9 protein-coding genes are annotated in these 17,502 nt (G+C 41.6%); 4 read left to right on the forward strand and 5 right to left on the reverse strand.

Annotated features, from left to right (window positions below; translation table 11 throughout):
- Nucleotide 1 precedes the first annotated feature (1 nt).
- The 4 genes from HPC41_RS16760 to HPC41_RS16775 all read left to right on the forward strand — a co-directional run bounded on the left by HPC41_RS16760 (nucleotide 2) and on the right by HPC41_RS16775 (nucleotide 10,796).
- Nucleotides 2-2,572 (forward strand): glycoside hydrolase family 95 protein, encoded by a 2,571-nt coding sequence (locus HPC41_RS16760; protein ID WP_246250815.1) that lies wholly within the window; start codon nucleotides 2-4, stop codon nucleotides 2,570-2,572.
- A gap of 19 nt (nucleotides 2,573-2,591) precedes the next feature.
- Entirely contained in the window at nucleotides 2,592-3,779 is a 1,188-nt protein-coding gene (locus tag HPC41_RS16765; protein ID WP_172395161.1) for an alginate lyase family protein, read from the forward strand.
- Between the two features lie 73 nt (nucleotides 3,780-3,852).
- Nucleotides 3,853-6,558: a glycoside hydrolase family 88 protein gene (locus HPC41_RS25710; RefSeq protein ID WP_343043842.1), complete on the forward strand. Its 2,706-nt coding sequence runs from the start codon at nucleotides 3,853-3,855 to the stop codon at nucleotides 6,556-6,558.
- Nucleotides 6,559-6,620: 62 nt separating this feature from the next.
- Nucleotides 6,621-10,796 (forward strand): hybrid sensor histidine kinase/response regulator transcription factor, encoded by a 4,176-nt coding sequence (locus HPC41_RS16775; RefSeq protein ID WP_172395162.1) that lies wholly within the window; start codon nucleotides 6,621-6,623, stop codon nucleotides 10,794-10,796.
- A 307-nt stretch (nucleotides 10,797-11,103) separates the two neighbouring features.
- On the opposite strand, the gene HPC41_RS16780 is transcribed toward HPC41_RS16775, so the two are convergent.
- The 5 genes from HPC41_RS16780 to HPC41_RS16800 all read right to left on the reverse strand — a co-directional run bounded on the left by HPC41_RS16780 (nucleotide 11,104) and on the right by HPC41_RS16800 (nucleotide 17,367).
- Nucleotides 11,104-12,303, reverse strand: a complete 1,200-nt coding sequence (locus HPC41_RS16780) for an MFS transporter (RefSeq protein ID WP_172395163.1) — start codon at nucleotides 12,301-12,303, stop codon at nucleotides 11,104-11,106.
- Between the two features lie 199 nt (nucleotides 12,304-12,502).
- Nucleotides 12,503-13,561: a dihydrodipicolinate synthase family protein gene (locus HPC41_RS16785; RefSeq protein WP_172395164.1), complete on the reverse strand. Its 1,059-nt coding sequence runs from the start codon at nucleotides 13,559-13,561 to the stop codon at nucleotides 12,503-12,505.
- An 18-nt stretch (nucleotides 13,562-13,579) separates the two neighbouring features.
- Nucleotides 13,580-14,602 (reverse strand): NAD-dependent epimerase/dehydratase family protein, encoded by a 1,023-nt coding sequence (locus HPC41_RS16790; protein ID WP_172395165.1) that lies wholly within the window; start codon nucleotides 14,600-14,602, stop codon nucleotides 13,580-13,582.
- A gap of 7 nt (nucleotides 14,603-14,609) precedes the next feature.
- Nucleotides 14,610-15,839 (reverse strand): Nramp family divalent metal transporter, encoded by a 1,230-nt coding sequence (locus tag HPC41_RS16795; RefSeq protein ID WP_172395166.1) that lies wholly within the window; start codon nucleotides 15,837-15,839, stop codon nucleotides 14,610-14,612.
- Nucleotides 15,840-15,843: 4 nt separating this feature from the next.
- Entirely contained in the window at nucleotides 15,844-17,367 is a 1,524-nt protein-coding gene (locus HPC41_RS16800) for a PQQ-dependent sugar dehydrogenase (RefSeq protein WP_172395167.1), read from the reverse strand.
- Between the last annotated feature and the right edge of the window lie 135 nt (nucleotides 17,368-17,502).

A 17,502-nucleotide genomic window follows, 5' to 3' on the forward strand; every position in this document is an offset into this window, starting at 1 on the left:
GATGATAAAATTAAACACGAATTTGAGCTTTTTTCTTTTGCTCGGGATAATGGCCACTGTTATCTGTGGTCATGCACAACATAAACAAAAGAAGCGCCAACTCTGGTACGACAAACCGGCTGCATATTGGGAGGAAGCACTACCGCTAGGTAACGGTACGACAGGCGCAATGGTCTTCGGCGGGGTGAGCAGGGATCGTTTTCAGATTAATGATAATACCCTGTGGTCGGGCGAACCTGAGGCTGGAAACAACCCCAATGGCCCACAAATTTTACCATCAGTACGTGAAGCTATTTTAGCTGGGAAATATGAAGAGGCTGCTGTCCTCTGGAAGAAAATGCAAGGTCCTTATTCAGCGCGCTATTTACCCATGGGTGACCTGTGGCTGGATTTTCATCAAGAGGAGAAAGCCGTAAAAGCTTACCGGCGGGATTTGGATTTGGAAGGGGCGGTAAGTACAGTAAGTTATACTTATCGAGGAGTTCAATATCAAAGAGAAAGCTTTGTCAGCTATCCCGACAAAGCTTTGGTCATTCGATTAAAAGCAAATCAAGCCAAATCAATCACTTTGGATCTGTCCATGACCAGTAAACTGAAAAGTACCGTTTCAGCACTCGGCAACGATGTACTGAGCCTTGTGGGTAAAGCCCCCAGTTTTGTGGCTAATCGGGATTACGAACCGAAACAGGTGGTTTACGATAGCATTGAGGGAAAGGGGATGACTTTCGAAATGCGTGTTAAAGTACAGGCAAAAGGAGGGAAGGTACAGCAAGAAAAGGATAAGCTTCGTATCATTCGTGCTGATGAGGTACTATTATTACTGACAGAAGCGACCAGCTTTAATGGTTTCGACAAATCGCCGAGCCGAGCTGGAAAAGATGTAAAGGCGACAGTTAACAGTTTAATGAAACAGGTCGCAGTAAAAAACTTTACAACACTGCTTGTTGATCATCAGAAGGATTACAGATCACTGTTTAACAGGGTAGATTTTGAACTGGCTGGAATTTCAACACATGCAAATTTACCGACCGATCAGCGGATTATGCAATTTTCCAAAGGTCCTACAGATCTGGATTTACTGACTTTGTATTATCATTTTGGACGTTACCTGCTGATCGCAAGTTCGAGACAAGGTGGAAGACCCGCCAATTTACAGGGGATTTGGAATGATCATGTACAGCCGCCTTGGGGAAGTAATTACACCACGAATATCAATACCGAAATGAATTATTGGCTGGCAGAAAATACCAACTTGTCCGAATGCCATCAGCCACTATTTGATTTTATGGAGGAACTGGCGATCAATGGAGCGCAAACTGCCGCTGTAAATTACAACATAAAGGAAGGCTGGGTAGTTCACCATAATTCGGACCTGTGGGCCAAGACCTCTCCTCCGGGAGGGTATGACTGGGACCCTAAAGGTATGCCACGATGGTCTGCATGGCCAATGGCCGCAGCTTGGTTCAGCACACATTTGTGGGAGCATTATCGCTTTACAGGAGATAAATCTTTTCTCCAAAATAAAGCTTATCCACTGATGAAGGGGGCGGCTCAGTTTATGTTACATTGGCTGATCGCTGATCCTGAAAATAAATACTTGATAACAAATCCTTCTACATCGCCTGAAAATACAATTAAAATAGCAGGAAAGGAATATCAATTGACCATGGCATCCACGATGGATATGGCAATTATCCGCGAGTTATTTACTGCGGTTATTCGCTCTTGCGATGTACTGCAGATCGACCCTGAGTTTAAATCGACATTGGAACAGGCGAGTGCAAAATTATATCCCTATCAGGTTGGACAATATGGTCAACTGCAAGAATGGTTTAAAGATTGGGATGATCCCAAAGATCAGCATAGACATATTTCGCATCTTTTTGGACTCTATCCTGGTAACCAGATTAGCGTTACAGAAAATAGTGAATTGGCCGCTGCGGCAAAAAAATCGCTGCTTTTGCGCGGTGATGTGAGTACAGGTTGGTCGATGGCATGGAAAACAAATTGGTGGGCAAGATTACAGGATGGAAACCACGCTTATAAAATTCTTAAGGATGCGCTGAACTTTATTGATCCCAAACTGGATCGCGCTCAGATGAGCGGTGGTGGTGCTTATCCGAACTTATTTGATGCACATCCTCCTTTTCAGATCGACGGCAATTTTGGCGCAACGGCCGGAATGACTGAAATGCTTTTGCAAAGCCACGATGGTGCTATTCATCTATTGCCAGCGCTGCCCGATGAGTGGTCGACAGGGCATATTAAGGGAATTAAAGCAAGGGGAAACTTTACGGTAGACATTGATTGGAAGGATAATAAATTGCAACAGACGCGCATCGTTTCCAATATAGGTGGAATATGCAAGTTGCGTACCTCTATGCCAGTGAAAGTAATTGGAACGAGTGGGAATAAAGTCAATGGGGCTGAAAATGAATTGCTATACAAACCCAGTTCATTGAAATACCATATCCTTGACCGCGAAAAATTATCGCCTTTATCAACCAAAGAAACTTTTGAAATTGAATTTCAAACAGTCGAGGGCAAGGAGTACCGCGTTATCCCGATATAGCTCATAAAAATCTAAGGAAATGAATTTACAATCAATCTTCAGACTAGCGTGCACATTTATTGGGATTGTGCTGCTCCCCCTGTTCGCTGGGGCGAATGAACCCAATGGATCTTTCAAGAGTAAAATCGTAACGGTTTTGCGTCCTATTATAAAAAAGCAATCAAAATGGGCCATGAAGCAAAAGCCCTTGACCGTGACGGCTTACCCTGCAGTTCGAAGTAGCGGTGGTATTCATGACTTTTACTCGGAAGGCGACTATTGGTGGCCAGATCCAATGGATGCGGGTGCCCCCTATGTCCAACGGGATGGTATGAGTAATCCAGCCAACTTTGTTGCCCATCGAAAAGCCATGATCCGTTTTAGCCAAATTATCGGCGCCCTAGCTTCGGCCTACCGTTTGAATCCGGATAAAAAATATGTGCAGCAGGCGTTGGTTCATTTGCATGCTTGGTTTGTCGACTCGGAGACGATGATGAATCCAAATCTGCTGTATGCCCAAGCTGTACAAGGACGATTTACAGGTCGCGGTATAGGCATAATTGACACCATTCATTTAATGGAAGTGGCACAGGGCGTAAAAGTGCTCGAAAATGATCCAAACTTTCCACAGTCAACCAAAGAGGCCATCCATCGTTGGTTTGCAACATATCTGCGCTGGTTGACTGAGCACCAATATGGTAAAGACGAAATGAATGCAGCAAACAATCATGGTACCTGTTGGGTTATGCAGGTGGCATCCTTTGCCAGTCTAGTGCAGGATACGGCTTTGCTCAAGATGTGTGCTGAACGCTACCAGCAAATTTTATTACCCAGCCAGATGGAAAAAGATGGTAGCTTTCCCCGGGAACTCCAACGGACCAAGCCCTTTGGATATTCCCTATTTAATCTAGATGCCATGACCATGATCTGCCATATCCTGTCTACAACAAATGAACCGCTATGGCAATATACGTTACCCGATGGACGTACAATCAAAAAAGGGCTGGATTTTATGATACCTTATATCAGTGATAAGAACAAATGGCCTTATCAAAAAGACGTGATGTACTGGGAGCAATGGCCTATTGCTCAACCTGCTCTTATCTTTGCTGCAACCGCTTACCAAGACAGCAGCTATCTGAAACTTTGGGCTGAGCTCGATCATAATCCCAAGGAGGAAGAGGTCATTCGCAACTTGCCCATCCGTAATCCTTTAATATGGTTGTAATGCTGGAAGACCCTTTTTATCCAGCTATAAATCTTACCAATTAAACTTTTACTTAAACAAACCTAAATGTAATATGATTTTCAATATGAATATGCTGCTGTCAAAACATGGAGATGTTTCGAATCGTTTTATCCCAAAAAGGCGATTTATTATTTCGATACTGAGCTTGACAACTATACTTTGTGGCATTCAGGAAACAAAAGCGCAGAACGCAAACCAATTGAAAAAAGCCTGGGATCTTGCGGATCGACAGTCGCAATTGCTCTATAAAGAGCTACAGGTGCTAAAAAAAGCTGATTCTACATTAGCATCCCCACGTACACTCTCCGAAAATAACGAGTTGGTGGCCGTTAAACGAGGCGATTGGACCAGTGGTTTTTATCCTGGGGTTTTATGGTATTTATACGAGAAATCCGGAAAACATAAATGGAAAGAACTGGCGGGTGAATTGACCGGAGGTATAGAAGGCGAACAGTATAATGGGAAAACCCATGATATGGGCTTTAAGATTTTCTGTAGTGTTGGTAACGGTTATCGTCTTACGGCCAATGCACATTATCGGGATGTCATTATCCAATCCGCTAAAACTTTGGCAACACGTTTTAATCCTAAGGTCGGATGCATCCGTTCTTGGGATCATAATAGCCATCGTTGGGATTTTCCGGTCATTATTGATAACATGCTCAATCTGGAATTGCTTTTTGAAGCAACAAAATTGACCGGGGACTCTAGCTATTATCATATCGCTGTAAGTCATGCAAACACAACGATGAAGAATCATTTTAGATCGGACTATAGCACCTACCATGTAATTGACTATAATCCTGCGACAGGTGAAGTACAGCACAAAAATACACATCAAGGATTTAGTGATGAGTCTACCTGGGCTCGGGGAGAAGCATGGGCACTCTATGGTTATACCATGTGCTATCGTGAGACCGGTGATCCAAAATACCTGCAGCAAGCCGAAAAGGTTGTGCACTGGCTTTTTGGCCATCCACGTATGCCTAAGGATTTAATTCCTTATTGGGATTTTGATGCACCTCATATTCCGAATGAACCGAGGGATGTTTCAGCTGCCACCGTGATCGCGTCGGGACTATTGGAGTTGAGTACATTCAGCAATCAGGGAAAAGACTATTTGAGCAAAGCGCAGACAATAATGTCTAATCTGATTGACCACTATATGTCCCCTCCAAATAAAAATAAAGGGTTTATTTTACTGCATAGTACAGGATCAAAACCATCTAATTTAGAGGTGGATAAGCCATTAAGTTACGCAGATTACTATTTTTTAGAAGCCTTGCTTCGGGAGGAAAACTTGCGTTCGGGACGGGCACAGTCTAGCCTGATTCGAAAAGACCCCGAGGGTAAACTCATCTATTTTCCGGATGATAGGGGAAATATCATCCCTGATTTCAGTCGGGTTGGTTATCATCAAGGAAATCGACAGCTCCCGACTGTAGCCAGCGCTATTTCGTTACATCCTACAGCAGATGGAACTGATCAACAGATGATACAACGTGCCATCGATGAAATCTCAAACAAACCCCTTGATAAAAACGGATATAGAGGGGCGATAACGCTGAAAAAAGGAATTTACAATATACCTGGAAGTCTACTGATCAAATCGAGTGGTATTGTGTTGAGAGGAGAGGGGGATGCGGAAGGTGAAACCTTATTGCGTGCCACGGGAAATCAACAACGTAGCTTATTGAAAATTTCTGGTGACGGAAACTATGTCGAAGATCAGGCTAAAGCACAAATGCTTGAAGCAATATATATACCTGTCGGAAGTAAGTATGTCGTTGTCGACGATAGTCGTGATTTTCAGAAAGGGGCATCAGTACTCCTTTCTTATGAACTCAATGCGGCGTGGATTAAAGCGGTCAAAATGGATCAAATAATAGCAAGGGAAGGAACAAAACAATGGACAACTAAGGAATATAAACTAAAATTTGAACGTGTTATTTCTTCCATTAGTGGAGACACGCTGTTTTTAGATAATCCAGTTGTCATGGCTATAGATCCGCAGTTTGGTAAAGTCTCTGTCGTTCCATTTAAGTTTGCGGGACGTATTCAGGAAGTGGGGATTGAAAATCTACGTTTTGAATCCGAATTTGCCAACGAAACAGACGAAAACCATGCTTGGATAGCTATTGAGTTTGATAAAATTGAGAATGCATGGGTACGCAACATTACGGCACGCTATTTTGGTTATGCGGCAGTAAGCTTGGGTGCCTTCGCAAAACAAACATCCGTTATCAATTCGAAATGCCTGGATCCCAAATCTCAAATTACCGGGGGACGTAGGTATTCATTCAATAACAATGGTCAACTCAATTTATTTAGACAATTATATACCACAGAAGGGCGGCATGACTATGTCACGGGAGCAAGAACTTTGGGGCCAAATGTTTTTAGCATGTCCACTGCAACGAATACCCATGCGGATATTGGACCACATCATCGTTGGGCAGTAGGCACCCTGTACGATCAGATTACAACCGATGGCGAGATTAATGTTCAGGATCGCGGTAACTGGGGGAGTGGACACGGTTGGGCCGGCGTAACACAGGTATTGTGGAATTGCAAAGTCAAAAGTGCGGCCGTACAACAACCTTGGGCTTCGGGGCAAAATTTTGCAATAGGGGTGAATGGCAAAAACAATCATGGTCGGTTTAAAGACAGGACTGCCGGTTTTTGGGAAAATCAAAATAAAAAATTGCTCTTAGAGTCACTTTATGAGCAACAATTGAACGATAGATTAAATAAATAACTATTGGTGTTTATAGAATGGAATGATTATTTTTATCGTATCCAATTTCAATTATATTCCTCATGATGCCATTACGTATTTGTATACTTTGGGTTTTTAGTACGTTGTTTGCCCTTTCTATTTCTAATGCACAGGAGAAGAACTATCGTTTTTTACATCTTGATGTAAACGAAGGTTTATCACAAGGGAGTGTTTTTGCTATCGAACAAGATCACCTGGGCTTTATGTGGATTGGTACCCGTGATGGCCTGAATAAATATGATGCACGTAAGTTTACAATTTATAGAAGCAATCCGCAGGATAGCCTTTCCCTGGAACATAATTTTATACAAGCAATTACCCAGGACAAGAAACAGCGACTTTGGGTAGGGACAACAGGCGGCCTTAATTTATACAATAGGAATGCAGATAATTTTACGCGTATTCCTTTGCCAGTCGTTGAGAACACAAGTGGGAAAATAGAAGTGAATGTGCATCAAATTTTCCAAGATTCAAATGGTGTCATTTGGATTGCTACAAATGTTGGATTATATCGGATAAAAGAAGGTGCTGATTTGGAGGCGGAGCTTGTTTTCAATGAAATTACGGTTGAGGGAAGCAATGGCCGCTCGTATTTTCGAAATTTTAGAACGATATACGAGGACGGGAAGAAAAGATTGTGGTTTTGCACAGATGATGCAATCGTGCTGATGCAGTCAGCTTCCAAGGATGGTAATAGATTAAAAGTGTTGCGGACCTATTTCAATCAGAAAGGATTGGTTAATAAAGTAAATCAACGATTTCAGGCCGTTCTGGAATTTGCTCCCGGTGTTTTTTGGGTAGGAACAAAATACAACGGAATAAAAATAATCAATGAAAATACAGGAGAAGTATCTTCTTTGAATACTGATGACAGTCCTGCTGCAAATTTGGCAAACCAGGATGTACGCTCTTTGAAGAAGGCTGACGATGGGAGCATCTGGATTGGAACATTCAATGGCCTTTATTTATACCGAAACGGGAAAATATTATTTATACAGGCCGATGATAACAATCCCAATAGTTTGAGTAACAACTCTATTCGGCCAATATTTCAGGATAAAAGAGGGTCTATCTGGATCGGTACTTATTTTGGCGGGATTAATATATACGATAAAGATATCCCCAATTTCCAAAATTTCACCCATCAATCTCGACGAAATAGCTTGAGCTACAATGTTGTCAGTGCTTTTTTAGAGCATCCAAATGGCGAGCTAGTCATTGGGACAGAGGGTGGTGGATTAAATTATTTCAACCGACATACGAGTTCATTTTTTAATGAACGGCATGATAAGAGTAATGTGGGTAGCCTAAGCCATAATAATGTAAAGTCTATCTGCCGTGATCGGGAGGGTAATTTATGGGTCGGCACTTATGATGGTGGATTAAATTTAAGACGTAAAGGACAACAGGTTTACGAACATTTTCGTTTTGACCCAAATGTCATCAATGGACTGGCAAACAATAACGTGTATGCACTACTGGAAGATCGTCAGGGTGATCTTTGGATCGGAACATTTGGTGGCGGTTTGCAGGTACAGCGGAAAAATCAAAAAACCGGTTATTTCCAGACCTTCAACGCTGCCGGCAAACAGTTGAGCTCAAATATGGTCAGAGCACTCATGGAGGATTCCAAAGGTAATTTATGGATCGGTACTTCTAATGGCCTAAATCTTAAAATAGCGGGTACCGATAAATTCATATCGTTTTTGAATCATAAAAATGATTCGCTTTCGATCAGTGGTAATGATATTATTAGTATTCACGAAGATAGAAAAGGACAAATCTGGATTGGAACCTATATGGGCGGTTTAAATCGCTATCTGCCCGAAAAGAAAGCGTTTAAACGTTTCAATGAACAAAATGGCCTTCCAGTCAATAATGTTTTTGGTATTCTGAGTGATCAAAAGAACAAATTGTGGCTAAGCACAAACACAGGGATTACCTGTTTCGATCCGCAAGCAGGGAGCGTTAGAAGTTATACAAAAGTGGATGGTTTGCCTGGTAATGAATATATTCAAAATGCAGCCACCATACTGCGGGACGGAAAATTTGCTTTTGGTAGCTTTTCTGGTTTTACCCTATTCAATCCAGACAGTCTTAGCGTCAATAGCTATGTTCCACCGATACAGTTTACTGATCTTAAATTGTTTAATCGTACTGTTAGACCCGGAATAGATGGTGTAATCCCCAAGGACATATCCATGATGGATGAATTGGTATTAGATCACAATCAGAATGTATTCAGTCTTGAATTCAGTGTGTTGAATTATGTTCATCCTGAAAAAAATAACTATGCCTATTATTTAAAAGGTTTTGATCAGGAATGGAATTATGTAACCAATCCAGTCGCTACCTATACGAACTTGGATCCGGGGAATTATGAACTCTGGATAAAAGGGTCAAATAATGACGGCATCTGGAATGAAAAGGCGCGGGTTTTAAAAATAAGAATTCTCCCAGCACCTTGGAAAACATGGTGGGCTTATACAGGTTATTTCTTGATTTTGGGTTTTATTGTTTTCTTGATTATCCGTTTTTTTCATGGTAGAAATAAGCTAAAACGTGATCTTTTGATCCGAAAGATTGCTTCCGAGAAGCAGGAGGAATTGCATGAGGCCAAACTGAATTTCTTTACAAATATTTCACATGAATTTCGTACGCCCCTGTCTTTGATTATAGGACCGTTGAATCAATTGAAAACGGATCATTCGCTATCTGACTATGCACAGGAACATCTGGGCTACGCCACACGAAATGCTGATCGCTTGATGAATTTGGTCAATCAACTACTTGATTTTCGAAAACATGAAGGCGGAAAAATGGAACTGCACAGTCAGAAAGTTCTTGTATCCGAATATCTTAAAAACGTTTTATTAAACTTCCATTTTATAGCAGAGAAGAATAATATCCAGTTTTTTCTTGAGAATAATATTTCTACCGATTACCAGGCATATTTTGACCCTGAGCAGTTTGAGAAAGTGCTTGTCAATCTGATTTACAATGCCTTTAAATTTACCGATAAGGGGGGACGGATAAAAGTACAAGTAGAACTTGAGGGCAATGACGATACGGCTAAATTACTTGTTTCGGTCTGGGATTCCGGTAGAGGAATCCCCGCAAAAGATATACCCTTTGTATTTGAACAATTCTATCAGGCAAACACCGAAGGTTTTGTCGCTACAAGTAGCGGTATAGGACTTGCGTTGTCAAGGTCCATTATCCATTTACATGGAGGATTGTTAACTGTTGAAAGTAATATGGCCGCAGAACCTTTAGCTTATAATACAGTCTTTAGGATCAGTCTGCCGCAGCAGAATGTACATATAGATACTTCATTTACAACCGATATGTTAAGCGGAATTGAAGAAACGAATGTCTCTGAGCAGTCTGCTCAATTGATCGACGATCAAGGGTTTGTGGAAGTTGAAAATGACCGGACAGCAGATGAGAAGCCGATTATTCTTGTTGCCGAAGATAATGTCGAGCTGAGATGTTTTCTTTGCGAAAACTTACGTAAGAAATATGTGGTTTTAGAAGCAAACGATGGCAACGAGGCGCTGGCATTGGTTCACGCCAAACAACCGGATATTATTATTTCAGATGTGACGATGCCAAACTGTGATGGTATAACACTGTTGCAACAAATAAAGAATGATAATAGCACAAATCACATTCCGGTTATTTTATTGACGGCGCGAACCGCGGATCCATATATCACCGAGGCTTTTGAAGTGGGAACAGATGATTATATTACCAAACCATTCAGTATGCCACATTTGATTCAGAAAATATCAAACATCATACAGACGAGAAAACGTTTGGAGGAAAAATTTGTTCAAAATTATCTTTTGGGGGGGCAGGGGACAGAGACTACCGAAAGAACGCGCTTTTTGGATCAGGTGTTGGGTATTGTAGAGGAAAACCTCGGCTGCGAGGATTTCGGTGTGCAGGAACTCACCAAGGCGATAGGCGTGAGCCGATCAGTTTTATACCGTAAAATAAAACAACAAACCGGTTTGAATCTGGTTGAATTTATCAATATGGTTCGTCTGAAAAAAGCAGCACAAATATTGTTGAATAATAGTGAATTGAGTATTAGCGAAGTTGCTTATCAAGTAGGCTTCAATGATCCAAAATATTTTAGTAAAACCTTTAAGAAATTCTATAAAGAAAGTCCACGTAACTATATCGAGAAATTTAGTGTTAAAAATAATTAAGATGATCGTATAACAAAACCTTCATGCTTCACATACGGAAGCGGCTATCAAAATTGACTGAAGGTTCTTTCTGGTCAGTAAACCGAGCGTAACGAGCTCATAGTTATCATGATAAAAAAGGCAAATTAATAAAATAGATGCATAAAAAAAGGTTTTCAAACGGGGAGAATGAAAACCTTCAATAACCAATTATAAACCTAAATTATGATAGTACAAATATAGCTGTTTTAAACTTCACCTGAAAATAAATTAGCAACCTTATCGGATTGTGTAGCTTAAAATTGACAAAGTCTTTTATGTGTTTTAACTATAGCCTATTCGTTTTAGCCAGCTTACTGATAAAAAAAAGTGTGAGCAGACCCAAAACCGCAAATACGGCGTATCCCAATCCGATTTCAAGTTGAGAAGAGGGATTAATTAAACTGACTGTACCGTAGCTCAGAGAGGACGTTAACAGATAAGTAATTCCACCAACCAATCCGCCGGCTATTCCTGCTGACAATGGGAATCGCCCCAAACAATAGCTGAAATAGTTATTGAATATAAATCCGGCGGTACAATGTACTGCAAATGCGAAGAAAGTCAGTGTATATAAATTTGTTTGATAAGGGGATACCACAATCATCAGTAGTACCAGGATAATCTGGATAAAATTAGCGATTCGCAGCTTTGGTATCAAGGCTCTTTTGATCAGTGCTTTGCCGATAAAGCCACCGCACATCCAAGCCAATCCCATAATAAGGGAGGTATAACCTGTCGTGATCGCTCCATAACCTAACTGGTGCTCGATAAAAAATGGGCCACTAAGGTTATAAAACATGACTAATCCGTAAGATATTCCGCACATCAACACGCCAAATGTAAAATCGTTTGTCTTTAACATCATTTTAAATTCGCTGATAAGATAGTTGACGTGTAGTGGTTTTCTTTGTTTAATTGTCTCGCCCGAGAAGATAAATTCCAGGACAAAAAGCACTGCACTATAAACTGCGAGGACCATAAAATTTGAACGCCATCCAAACTGCGTTTGTAAGTATCCACCAATAAATGGGGCAATAATAGGTCCAATAGACCAGACGATGGTCATAATACTGAGATAGTGCTTGCGTTGCTCGCCCTCGTACACATCGACAAAGTAAGCCCGTTTGGAAATGACGACGAATGCAGAAAGAATACCCTGCAAAATACGCATGCAGTAAATTGTCCAGATATCATTTGTGGTGGCGGTGATCCAAAAACTAAGAATAAACAGGAACAACGAAATTAGATTGATACGATATCTACCCCATGCGTCCACGAGCGCACCAGTAAAGAATTGAGCTACACCGTAGCTAATTAGAAACAATGACAGTGTTAACTGGATACGGCTTTCACTGAGACCAAACTCCAAGGCCATTTGAGGCATCGAAGGAAGATAGATATCAGTAGCAAGACCTGTAATTGGAACAAGTGCAAAAGCCAATATCGTTGGAACAAAAGATTGTCTGGGTTTGGTGTTTTTTTCCATCGTGATAATTTGTCGACAAAAATAATTCCATTGATGGATACAAAATATATAGAATTCAAACAAATTATTGTGAAAATCAAACAGTCCGACCACGTAAATATAAATAACAACAATGTTGACCCAAAAATGACTCAACATTGTTGTAGAAATACTGCCGGATCAAGATCCTAAGAATATTTTCGGACAGCTGCTGTTGGTATTATCTGGAATTTAGGAAGCGTTGTACAAAAGCATCATCGTTTAGTTCTGGATAATCGCTGTACACACGGTCAATTTCTTCTTTTTGCCCTGGTGATAGTTGCTCCTTTGGATTGATACACCAGGTACCCTTCATCAAGCCCTGGCGTGTGAGGACTTCATGGAGCCCGGGTATACAGCCATGAAAAGCGTTTGCCGGATCAAAAAATGCAGCATTACTGTCTGTTATTGCAATGGCCTTGCTTAAAAGGTCGCTTGCTGTCTGACTATCAGGATGGCGCTTGTAATTCTTAATTTCATCCAGAAGTGTTACCGCTTTTTGCGTCCAAACAGCCCAATGCCCTAGTAGCCCCCCTTTAAAATCTATATCAACAATTTTCCCATTCACTGGAAACTGATAAGTCGTCATGAGGTCGTTGACGATATTGTCATCATTGCCCGTATACATAGCGATTTGGTCGCTACGATCTGAATTTGCGAGCGCACGCATGACATCCAGGGTTTGGTAACGATTGAAAGAAGCACATTTGATGGCAACAACATTCTCTATCTCAACAAACTCCTGCCAGAAGGAATAGGAAAAAATACGACCGCCTACCGAAGGTTGGAGATAAAACCCAAATACTGGAATGATGGCAGCGACTGCACGAACCCGATCAAGTATAGCCTTTTCTGTCCAGTCGTTGAGTCCTCCCATGCTCAATAAACCGATATCATAACCATATTTTAGTGCCGTCCTTGCTTCCTGTACAGCTTGTTCGGTAGGCCCACAGATACCTGCAATTTTAAGGAAGGGGCGTTGAAGCTCTGCATTGTCCACCTCTTCGCTGGCCCATTTTAAAACAGTTTCGAACAAGTTGATTTTCGGATCACGAATTTCGAACTGGGTAGAATGTACAGCGACGGCAATTCCTCCGGCACCACTTGCGATATAATATTTTGTCAGAAGACGTTGAGACTCCTCATCTATACTACGGTCCTCGTGAAGAGCCAGGGGATGAGCGGGGATGACGGTTCCAGCCCAGAGATGTTGTTGTAAATTAGCGTCTAATTTTTTCATTAGAATAATTGTTTTTCCTTAAAATTTTCCCTTTCTTTCTTGAAAATGGGTGTCTTTGTTCCAAAGTTCACCGCCATTCATTAACCAGTGTGCGGTAATATCAATGGCTTCCCGGATGGTCGTTTTTGGATAGCCAAATAGACGGTGACATTCAGAGGCATTATTGAGTAAAGCGGTTCCTGCAGCTTGGTTTACAAATACCGGTGTGGTATTAAAATGTTCCGCAAAGCGCTCGGCGATCCAACGGATAGATAGGATCTCAGGACCAGTTACATTCAATATTTTGGCTGGTGTCTGGCAATGCAGTAGGGATCTTAATGCGATTTCATTGGCGTCTCCTTGCCAGATGACATTGACGTTCTCGGTTGTTAGGTCTATGGGTAATTGCTCCTTGACAGCTTTTGCTATTTCAACCAATACACCATAGCGAAAATCGACAGCATAGTTTAGACGATAGATGAGCGTTGGAGTATGATTTTTCTTGGCGAAATATTCGAAAATACGTTCTCGCCCCAAACAAGACTGTGCGTATTCACCCACAGGTTCTGGTGTGGTTTCTTCGGATACACCCGCTCGATTGATGGGGACAAAAGGAAGTACATTTCCTGACGAAAAAGCCACAATATTGGATTTTTTAAAATGTGAGGCAACCATTCCAGGGAGGTAGGTGTTCATCGCCCAGGTGAAGTCTTCATTTCCCGTTGTGCCAAATTTATGTCCGGCCAGGTAAATCACATTGGGGACCTGCGGAAGCTTTCTAAGCTGCTCGGGATCCAATAGGTCACAGGCGATAGTCGAGATGCCATTATCTTCTAATTCTTGCTGGAGCTCTTTTGTTGAAAAGCGTGATACGCCAATAACTTTTTTTTCAATGCCAGCAGCTTTAATGGCCTGAATAGCTAATTTAGCCATGCTTGGCCCCATTTTACCGCCGATTCCTAAGAATAGGATACCGCCCTGGATTTTTTTTATGTCTTCAATGAGCGCTGCCGATGGTGCGAGTATCTGCTGCTCTAATGCTGCTAATGTGTTGTTATCCATAGCTGGTTTAGTTGATTAAATTGTAAAAATTACTGATAGCGAGGGCGACGAGCAATATAAGTCCTAATATGGCCCACAATTTCGTCAATGGTTTGTTTCGGAGATCACCCATGATCTCCTTATCGTTGGCGATAAGAAATAAGATAATACCAATAAATGGGACAAGGAAAATGGTGATGCTTTGCGCAAAAACAATAAGTTCTAGGGGTAGATTCCCGAAGATAAGTGCAATGACAGAACCAAAAATCATCACGAGGGATATGAACAGTTTGACTTTTGGGTGGTTCAGGTTATTGCCATATCCAAACGTATCACCGAGTAATGAACCCCCGAGGACGGCATTTCCAATTAAGGAAGAAAAAGAAGCACCAAAGAGACCAATGAAAAAGAGGTGCGAAGCGTAGGTTCCCAAAAGTGGTTCCAAGGCACGGCCCATTTCGGCTGCCGACCTCAGTTTAATACCCTGAGGATGCAGTGTGTTCGCTGCGCATACCATCACAGCAGCACTCATAATACCAAGAATAATAATGCCAATCCGGCTCCCCATAAGCTGCCTTTGGGTTGTCTGTTGGTCGTTGGATAATTTGCGTCTGGATTGTACCAGATAACTCTGATAGAAGGCGCCCACGATCGAAAAACAAGAAGCCGTAAAAGCGATGATCAGACCTACTGAGCTTGGTGGAATACTGGGTACAAACCCTTTGAAAAAGTCAGCTATAGGAGTCTCAATCATAATCGCTGTTGAAAGAAAGGCAAAGAGCATAAGAATAATCAGTGCCAGCATCAATTTTTCCAGCAGCGCATAAAATGATTTAAAGAAGAGCAGTAGAATACCGATCACGTTAAACACAATAATCCATATTTGGGGATTTGTCCCTGTTGCTTCTGAGATGGAAATTGATACACCCGTTGCATTGCCCGATTGGAAACAGGTAGCGACAAGAAAAATACCGATACCAATAATTATGGCTGTTGTTTTTCCAAACTTATTACGAATCAAAGTGAGCAGGGATTCGTCACGGGCAATACCGATACGTGCCGCCATATTGGTGAAGACTGTCATAAAACAGATGGCAACAACCACAACCCAAAGGAGTGAAAAGCCGTAATCAGCACCCATTTTTGACGTAATAGTCATTTTGCTTGGGCCAAAAACCAAAGCCGCGGTAATGATTCCTGGTCCTAGGATGGATAGCCAGTTCTTGAATAAGGAGCGTTTAGGAGCTTGTTGTTCCATAAGTTTAGCGTAATGAGGTTAAGTTTTGTTGGTTGATTTTAGTCGCATTATTCCCAAAATGAGTTCGAATATAATTTGCAACCGCGATGACTTCCTCGTCTTTGAGAAACGAAAATGCCGGCATTGCGCCCTCATATTTGACCCCATTGATCGATTGACCGTTCAGCCCATGTAAGAGCAGTTTTAGAAGCGCTTTTGGTTCACCATTGACCATCGTTGACTGTGCTAATGGCGGAAACGTATTTGTGAGTCCCTTGCCATCAGATTTGTGGCAGGAAGTGCAGTAAGAATCGTATAATGTTTGTCCGTTTTTTACAGCAGGCACAATACTGTTGGCCGTTTGTGGCTTGAGGATAGGGGTCAACGCTTTATCTGAAAGCCGTAGCCGATAAATTACATCATCATCTGGCTTCGGAAATCCTTTTTGTGGATTCCAGTCCCTGTTGCTGGAACAGAAGTAAATATCACCATTGGGTAAAACCAGCACCGAACGCAGGCGGCCAAGTTGATCTTTAAATAGAACTTTTTCGTTGGTTATCTTTTTGCCATCGGCTGATAATTTCAAAATGCGTAAGGACTGGTTTTTTAGTGTTGTTAAAATCAGGCTGTTTTGCCATTCCGGAATAGTAGCTACACCATAATAAGCCATTCCGGAGGGGGCAACAACTGGTGTCCACGATTTAATGGGTTCAGTTCGAGGGCTTAGCTTGGCTATGGCCTTCTCCTTTTCGGTATCAATCATACCTTCAATTTGCGGCCAGCCATAATTTTTAAGGGGCTGGATAAGATTAACCTCATCCTCAATGGCATCCCCGTGTTCAGAGGTGTAGATGATCCCTTTTTCACTATGGGTAAGTCCCTGCATATTACGGAAACCCCAGGCATAAACATAACTGTTTGCTATCGGATTATCCGAAGGAATCGTACCATCCAAGTTTAGCCGCAAGATTTTTCCATTGAGTGAACTGCTATCCTGTGCAAAAGTATCGCTTGCTGCATCGCCTGTTGCCCAATAGACTTTCTTGTCAGTAGATACAATGACACGCGAACCATTGTGTCCCGTATTGCCCGGTATCTCTAACAGGCGCTTTGGGTTGGACAGTCTGCCATCGGTGCTGTAATCGTAGCGGTATAAATTTGAAAAAATAAGACTGTCCCTTTTACTGGTATACGAAAGAAAGAGATAGGCCTGTTCATGTTCAGACTGATACAAAGACATGCCTAACAGCCCGAGTGTACGCTGATGGTAGACTTCTTTTATGCTATCGACTAAACTGACCCTTTTTGTCCGTATATCCAGTCTACGGATACTTCCACCAATTTCCGAAAATAAGATAGCCTGATTTACATGATCGTATTGTAAGTCCCATGGAACCCGTAGGCCAGTGGCCTGTTTGGATAAAGAAAGTATGCTGTTCTCCAATTGGATGCTATTGATTATCACTGTCTCCTTTTCGTCCCCAAGAGAACAGGAAGATAGAAAGGACGTCAATAGCAATAGCCAAATACAATTTATTTGTTGTTTCATTGTCGGTCAATGGTTATTCTTTTGATTTATCTGGTTATGTCAAAATTAGCTTATTAAAAATAAATATACAAAAAATAAAGTAATTTGTATACAAAATTTATTAAAATTAGATGCTGAATGCGATTTAGTCTTGTT

The sequence above is a fragment of the Sphingobacterium prati genome (genome assembly GCF_013167215.1).
GTDB classification, from domain to species: domain Bacteria; phylum Bacteroidota; class Bacteroidia; order Sphingobacteriales; family Sphingobacteriaceae; genus Sphingobacterium; species Sphingobacterium prati.